Here is a 1,429-nt window from a genome sequence, read left to right as displayed (position 1 = left end):
TATGACTTAGAATAGTTTCAGCGACTTCATAGGGAGCATCGGTTGTTTCAGCGAGCCAATTGCGTAAACTAGAGCGAAATCCATGGGGGCAGGCTTCAATTTTATTTTTTCTCATATACGTAGCCATCATCGTATGTGAAAGAGGACCACGACCGGTAAGTGAAAAGATGAAATCACTTTTAGAAATACAGCGGGCTTGTTCAATTACTTTTAATGCTTCAGATGATAAGGGGACGCGAAATTCTTTTGTTGTATCACGCTTTCCTTTCATATTCTCAGCAGGTATGGTCCATATATCCCCATCAATTTGATCTTTATGAATATGACGTAAAGGGTTAGAGCGAACCCCTGTAAGGATAAGCAAGCGCAAAGCAAGATGTGTTATGTTTTGTGTTTTACAGAGGAACTGATAAAAAGCTGGTATATCTTTCCAATCCATTGCTGGTCTATTAGTGATCTTATGACGTTGTTTTCCTAAGAGAGCACGTGCTTTTTCTGTTGCTTGTAAATCAACATTCAAACCCAAGGCAGCCGCATGTTTGAGACAAAGATTAAGACGTATCAATGCTGCTTGGGCTGTTCCAGCTTTTGTATGCCAAATGGGGGCAAGGGTATTGCGTATCTCTGTTTGGGTAATCTCTGAAACGGGTAAACAGCCTAACTTGGGAAGAATATGAAGGCGTAAAGGTGTAAACCAATTTCCATTTTTACCGTCACCTTTTAATTCAGCTTTACGACTTTCAAAAGCATCTAAAGCAATATCTTTTAAATAATGGAGATTACTTATTGCCTCACGCTTTTGTTTATTACGTTCTTTAATAGGATCACGCCCTTCACGTAAAACAGCACGCCATTGCATTGCACATTCACGGGCTTGTTTTAAAGAAACATCTCTTAAAGCACCCAAGCCCATTTCACGGCGCCGCCCATGAATGGTAAAACGGTAAATCCATTGAGCACCTCCATCTTTACGCTTATGAAGTAACAAGCCGGCACCATCATTATATTTGCCAGCTCCCAATGTTGCGACAGCCCTTGCATTAAGACGGTTCATAAGAGCCATTTTTAGTCCTTTCTTATACAAATTTTATCCACACACTCATCCCACTTGTTATGTACAAATGAGTGGTTTTGATTGATTCAACATAAACAGATTTGAAATGAGAGAATCCTACGTTATTCGAGACTCTCATTCAACATACAAAACAGTGAATTATCATTATAAATCAATGTCTTGTAGAGGCGTATCGAGATACGGCATGTGTCTGGACGATTGGTTATGGCCACACCAGCAATGCGGGTCACCCCCTTGTCAAAAAAGGCATGTGTATTAGCCAAGAGCAAGCAGAAGAAATCCTTTGTGACGACTTAAAGCAATTTGAGAAGACGGTAGAGGAATCGGTCACGGTTTCGTTAACGGATTGCCAAT

The 1,429-nt window shown here is 40.4% G+C and carries 2 protein-coding genes; one reads left to right on the top strand and one right to left on the bottom strand.

The features are described from left to right. Positions 1-1,063 (bottom strand): integrase arm-type DNA-binding domain-containing protein (locus PVV63_RS10185; RefSeq protein WP_273791751.1); only part of this gene is annotated, 1,063 nt, incomplete at its 3' end. A gap of 149 nt (positions 1,064-1,212) precedes the next feature. On the opposite strand from PVV63_RS10185, the gene PVV63_RS10180 reads away from it, so the two are divergent. Further along, on the top strand, positions 1,213-1,429 hold a 217-nt coding region (locus PVV63_RS10180), incomplete at its 3' end, for a lysozyme (RefSeq protein WP_273791752.1).

The organism is Bartonella sp. CM31XJBT, from assembly GCF_028618555.1.
Taxonomy (GTDB): Bacteria; Pseudomonadota; Alphaproteobacteria; order Rhizobiales; family Rhizobiaceae; genus Bartonella.
The sequence above is the reverse complement of the archived record's forward strand: the minus strand, read 5'-3'. Positions and strand labels throughout refer to the sequence as shown.